This is a genomic window from Variovorax sp. 01T439_2 (genome assembly GCF_056398445.1).
The window spans coordinates 1-5,426 of the sequence record NZ_JBFTPJ010000608.1 but is presented as its reverse complement, the minus strand read 5'-3'; the positions used below and the strand labels follow the sequence as shown (position 1 = coordinate 5,426).

Here is a 5,426-nt window from a genome sequence, read left to right as displayed (position 1 = left end):
GTTCCGCCCCGACCAGCCGCTGATGCCCAACTACAAGTGGGTGCCGATCGGCTACCACGGCCGCGCCTCGTCGATCGGCGTGAGCGGGCAGGTCTTCAAGCGGCCGCAGGGCCAGACCAAGGCGCCCGACGCGGCCGAACCCGGCTTCGGTCCCTCGAAGCGGCTCGACTACGAACTGGAGCTGGGCTTCTTCGTCGGCCGCGGCAATGCGCTCGGCGAGCCGATTGCCATCGCCGAGGCCGAGGACCACCTGTTCGGCGTGGCGCTGCTCAACGACTGGTCGGCGCGCGACATCCAGGCCTGGGAGTACCAGCCGCTCGGCCCCTTCCTTTCGAAGAATTTCGCGAGCACGCTGTCGCCGTGGATCGTGACGATGGAGGCGCTGGCGCCGTTCCGCGCCCGCTTCGAGCGGCCCGCGGGAGATCCGCAGCCGCTCGCATACCTCGATGCGCCCTCGAACCGTGAAAGCGGCGCGCTCGACATCACGCTCGAAGTGCTGCTGCAGACCGCGAAGATGCGCGCCGAAGGCCTGGCGCCCGCGCGCCTCACGCGCGGCAACACCACCGAGGCCGCCTACTGGACCGCCGCGCAGCTGGTCGCGCACCACACGGTGAACGGCTGCAACCTGCAGCCCGGCGACCTGCTGGGCTCGGGCACGCTGTCGGGCCCGCAGCCCGACGAGGCCGGCTCGCTGATCGAGCTCACGCAGGGCGGCAAGCAGCCGATCACGCTGCCCAACGGCGAGAAGCGCACCTTCCTCGAGGACGGCGACACGCTGGTGATCCGCGGCTACTGCGAGCGCGCAGGCGCGGTGCGCATCGGCCTGGGCGAGGTCAGCGGTACGGTGGTGGCCTGAGGCCCAAGGCTCAAGGGGCGGTTGCGGCGGAGGCGGCCGCGGGCCACGCCACTTCGCTGGCCACGCGCGGCTTGCCGATCGGGGCGGTGGCCTTGCCGACCTTGATGGCGGCCATGTCGGCCTCGCTCGGATACTGGTCCATCAGCCAGTAGTCGAACACGCGGCGCGCAATGGGCGCCGCCGCGCCTGCGCCCCAGCCGGCGTTCTCGACGATCACCGCGAGCGCGATCTTCGGATCGTTGACCGGCGCAAAGGCCATGAACAGCGCGTGGTCGCGCTGGTGCTCCTCGAGCGCGCGCGCGTTGTACTTGGTGTTCTGCGCCTGCGTCACGGCCTGCGCGGTACCGGTCTTGCCGGCCGCCTGGTAGCCCGCGCCAGCGAACACGCCGCGCGCGGTGCCGCTGGTGACCACGCTGGTCAGACCCTCGCGGACCACCGCGACGTTGGCCGCGGAATAGCCCAGGTTCTCGGCCGGCGGCTGGGGCAGCGGCACCACCTGCCCGCTCACGGTGTTGCGCGTGGCCAGCACGAGGTGCGGCTTGTGCTTGCGGCCGCCGTCGGCCACGATGGAGGTGGCCTGCGCGAGCTGCAGCATCGTGAAGGCGTTGTAGCCCTGCCCGATGCCCAGCGAGATGGTCTCGCCCGCATACCACTTCTTCTGCTCGGGCCGCTTGTAGGCGTTGCGCTTCCACTCGGTGCTCGGCAGCACGCCGCGCACCTCGCCGCCCAGGTCRATGCCGGTGAYCTGGCCGAAGCCCAGCGGCTTCATGAAGTCGTGGATCAGGTCCACGCCCATTTCATTGGCCAGCGAGTAGTAGTAGATGTTGCTCGACAGCTGGATCGAGCGGCGCATGTAGCGCGCGGTTCAAAAGCGGCTTGTCGAGCGATTCGGTCAGCGCCTGCCAGCTCTCGGTGTCGATGCCTTCGACGAACAGGTTGGGGTCGAAGGTGGGCTTGCTCACGAAGGCCAGCACCTCGCCGGACTTGGGGTCGATGGCCACCAGCGCGCCGCGGCGGTCGCCGAACATGTCTTCCACCAGCTTCTGCAGCTTGATGTCCAGCGACAGCATCACGGTGTTGCCGGGCGTGGCCGGGTGGCTGGCGAGCCGGCGCACCGCGCGGCCGCCGGCCGAGGTTTCCATCTGCTCGACGCCGGTCTGGCCGTGCAGCGTCTTCTCGTAGCTCTGCTCGATGCCGAGCTTGCCGATGTAGTCGGTGCCCTTGTAGTTGGCCTGGTCTTCCTCGTCCCAGTCTTCCATCGCGGTCTTCTCGCGCTGGTTGATGCGGCCGATGTAGCCAAGCACGTGCGAGGCCAGCTCGGCATGCGGGTAGTTGCGGAACAGCCGGGCCTTGATCTCCACGCCCGGGAAGCGGTAGCGCTGCGCGGCGAAGCGCGCGACCTCCTCGTCGCTCAGGCGGGTGCGGATCGGAATGGAATCGAAGCTGCGAGAGTCTTCCCGCAGGCGCTTGAAGCGGCGGCGGTCGCGCGGCGAGATCTCGAGCACCTGGGTCAGGCTTTCGATGGTCTCCTCGACGTCGCCTACCTTCGAAGGCGTGATCTCCAGCGTGTAGGCCGAATAGTTGGAGGCCAGCACGATGCCGTTGCGGTCGAGGATCAGGCCGCGGTTGGGCACCACGGGCACGATGGCCGTGCGGTTGCTCTCGGCCTGCTCCGCCAGGTCTTCGTGGCGCACCACCTGCAGGTACACCAGCCGCGCGCACAGCAGGCTGAAGGCAAACAGCACCGCCAGGCCGATCACGACCACGCGGCGCTTGAAGCGCGCGAGGTCGGCAGCGACGTTGCGGATTTCGGTCATGGCGGGGAAAGTGCGAGCTTAGGCGCGGGGCGTGGCCATGGCAAATGCGGGCGAACTCACAGCGGCCGGTTCTCGTCGGGGTCGGGCGTGCGAAGCTGCGGTGCGAGCAGCAAGGCGGTGGCCAGCGGCCACAGCGCGGCCTCGATGGCCGGCGAGACCAGCACGCTCCAGCCCGGGAACACGCCGCCGCCGACCAGCCGCGTGATCACCTCGATGAGCTGCGACAGCGCAAAGAGCGGCAGCACCTGCAGCGCCTGCGAGGCCACCGGGTACCACAGCAGGCGCCGGTGGATGGTGATCGCGAAGAAGCCCAGCGTGGTGTAGGACAGCGCATGCTGGCCCAGCATGGACGACTGGTGCACGTCCATGCACAGCCCGAAGACGAAGGCTGCGCCGATGCCCACGCGCATCGGCTGGTGCACGCCCCAGAACACGATGGCCAGCGCGAGCAGGTCGGGCATCCATGCGGCGCGGCCGATCGGGATCATGTTGATGAGCAGCGCCACCACCAGGCTGGCCCACATGAACAGCGGGCTCACGGGCAGCAGGAGCTGCTGTTGTCCGGGACGCTTGATCATCGGGCGCGCTCCGCGGCTTTCTTGTCGGCCTTGTCGGTGGCCTTGTCCGCCTTGGCGGCCGGCTTGGCCTCGGGCTTCTTGCGCACCGCGGCGGCGGGCGCCGGGGCCGGCGGCGCCGAGGGAGCGCCGGTGGGCGCGAGCACCAGCACGTAGCGCGCGGCCGTCACRCGGGCCAGCGGCACGCAGTAGATGCGCGCAAAGGCCGAATCGGCGCGGCGCTCGATGCGCTCGATCTTCGCCACCGGCAGGCCGGGCGGATAGACGCCGTCGACGCCGCTGGTGGACAGCAGGTCGCCCTCCTGCAGGTCGGCATTGGCGGCCATGAAGCGCAGCTCCAGCCCGCCGCCATGCGCCGACGCGTCGCCGAAGGCCACGCTGCGCACGCCGGTGCGGGTGTTCTGCACGGGAATGGAAAGATCGCGGTCGATCACCAGCGTGACCTCGCTCGTGAAGGGCTGCACCTGCGTCACCTGTCCCAGCACGCCGTGCGCGTCGATCACGGGCGAGCCGGGTGCCACGCCCTGCGTGAGGCCCTGGTCGATGACGATCTTGCGCGTGTAGGGGTCGGCCGCGTCGTACAGCACCTCGGCCGCGCGGCCCGGCGCCTGGGTGGTCTGGCGCAGTTCGAGCAGCGCGCGCAGCCGCGCGTTGTCCTGCGCGAGCGTGTCGGCCTGGCTCGCGCGCTCGGCCTGCAGCATGAGCGCCTTGCGCGCCTCGTCCTCGTTGCGCTGGGCCGTCTGCAGGTCTTCGAAATAGCGGCTGCCGCCCATCACCATCTGCACCGGCTTGAGCGCCAGCCACTGCACCGGGTAGAGCACCGCGCCGACGGCCGCGCGCAGCGGCTGCACGAGGTGGAAGCGCGCATCGGCCACCATCAGGAACAGCGAGAGCGCGCCGAAGAAGATCAGCTTGCTGAGCGCCGACTGCCCCTGGTTGAACAGGGGTGGGGCTGTGCGATCGAGCGTGCCCAAGGGCATGGTTCGGACCTGGCTGTGTGCAACGTCAGATGGCAAAAAAGCCGGCCTGCGCAAGCAGAGGCCGGCCGATGATGGCTTACGCCTTTTACTCGCTCGTGAAGATGCTGCCCAGGCGGTCCATGCGTTCCAGCGCAATGCCGCAGCCGCGCACCACGCAGGTCAGCGGGTCTTCGGCCACCAGCACCGGCAGGCCGGTTTCCTCGGCCAGCAGGCGGTCCAGGTCGCGCAAGAGCGCGCCGCCGCCGGTCAGCATCATGCCGCGCTCGGCGATGTCGGCGCCCAGTTCAGGGGGCGTCTGCTCCAGCGCGTTCTTCACGGCCGAGACGATGTTGTTGAGCGGATCGGTCAGGGCTTCCAGCACTTCGTTGCTGCTGATGGTGAAGCTGCGCGGCACGCCTTCGGAGAGGTTGCGGCCCTTGACTTCCATCTCCTTGACCTCGGAGCCCGGGAAGGCCGAGCCGATGTTCTTCTTGATGACCTCGGCCGTCGGCTCGCCGATCAGCATGCCGTAGTTGCGGCGGATGTAGTTGATGATGGCTTCGTCGAAGCGGTCGCCGCCCACGCGCACCGAGCCCTTGTAGACCATGCCGCCCAGGCTGATGACGCCCACTTCGGTGGTGCCGCCGCCGATGTCCACCACCATCGAGCCCGAAGCCTCGCTGACGGGCAGGCCGGCGCCGATGGCCGCGGCCATGGGCTCCTCGATCAGGTAGACCGACGTGGCGCCTGCCGCCTCGGCCGCGTCCTTGATGGCGCGGCGCTCGACCTGGGTGGAGCCGCAGGGCACGCAGATGATGATGCGCGGGCTCGGCGTGAGCAGCGTGCGCGGGTGCACCATCTTGATGAACTGCTTGATCATCTGCTCGGTGATCACGAAGTCGGCAATCACGCCGTCCTTCATCGGGCGGATCGCCTCGATGTTGCCGGGCACCTTGCCCAGCATGGCCTTGGCCTCGCGGCCGACGGCCTGGATCACCTTCTTGCCGTGGGGACCGCCTTCGTGGCGGATGGCGACGACCGAGGGCTCGTCCAGCACGATGCCCTTGTTGCGGGCGAAGATCAGGGTGTTGGCGGTGCCGAGGTCAATCGCCAGGTCGGTGGAAAAGTACCGACGGAAAGCTCCAAACATGTGCGGAATCCTCTGGAGCACGCCTGCGCGTCGGCAGGTCGTCGCTCTGTTTTTTGGGTCGTATGACGG

Annotated in this window: 4 protein-coding genes and 1 pseudogene; 1 reads left to right on the top strand and 4 read right to left on the bottom strand. The window is 69.0% G+C overall.

Annotation, left to right across the window (positions count from 1 at the left end; genetic code table 11):
• A partial coding sequence (gene fahA, locus AC1DOC_RS24265; protein WP_478130658.1) for a fumarylacetoacetase occupies nt 1–856 on the top strand: 856 nt, incomplete at its 5' end.
• A gap of 10 nt (nt 857–866) precedes the next feature.
• Here fahA and AC1DOC_RS24260 read toward each other — a convergent pair.
• The 4 genes and pseudogenes from AC1DOC_RS24260 to AC1DOC_RS24245 all read right to left on the bottom strand — a co-directional run bounded on the left by AC1DOC_RS24260 (nt 867) and on the right by AC1DOC_RS24245 (nt 5,357).
• A pseudogene (locus AC1DOC_RS24260) lies at nt 867–2,673 on the bottom strand (penicillin-binding protein 2).
• 56 nt (nt 2,674–2,729) lie between these two features.
• Complete coding sequence (gene mreD, locus AC1DOC_RS24255) at nt 2,730–3,251, bottom strand: rod shape-determining protein MreD (protein ID WP_012745448.1); 522 nt, start codon at nt 3,249–3,251, stop codon at nt 2,730–2,732.
• Complete coding sequence (mreC, locus tag AC1DOC_RS24250; protein ID WP_018903891.1) at nt 3,248–4,228, bottom strand: rod shape-determining protein MreC; 981 nt, start codon at nt 4,226–4,228, stop codon at nt 3,248–3,250. Before mreC ends, mreD begins: the two co-directional genes overlap by 4 nt.
• A gap of 85 nt (nt 4,229–4,313) precedes the next feature.
• The gene (locus AC1DOC_RS24245; RefSeq protein ID WP_007833435.1) at nt 4,314–5,357 is read right to left on the bottom strand and encodes a rod shape-determining protein; all 1,044 of its coding nucleotides are present in this window, start codon (nt 5,355–5,357) and stop codon (nt 4,314–4,316) included.
• Nucleotides 5,358–5,426: the final 69 nt, after the last annotated feature.

What these genes read in the sequence shown, in the direction of transcription:
- mreD (WP_012745448.1), bottom strand. Translation starts at nt 3,251, where the DNA reads ATGATCAAGCGTCCCGGACAACAGCAGCTCCTGCTGCCCGTGAGCCCG.
- AC1DOC_RS24245 (WP_007833435.1), bottom strand. Translation starts at nt 5,357, where the DNA reads ATGTTTGGAGCTTTCCGTCGGTACTTTTCCACCGACCTGGCGATTGAC.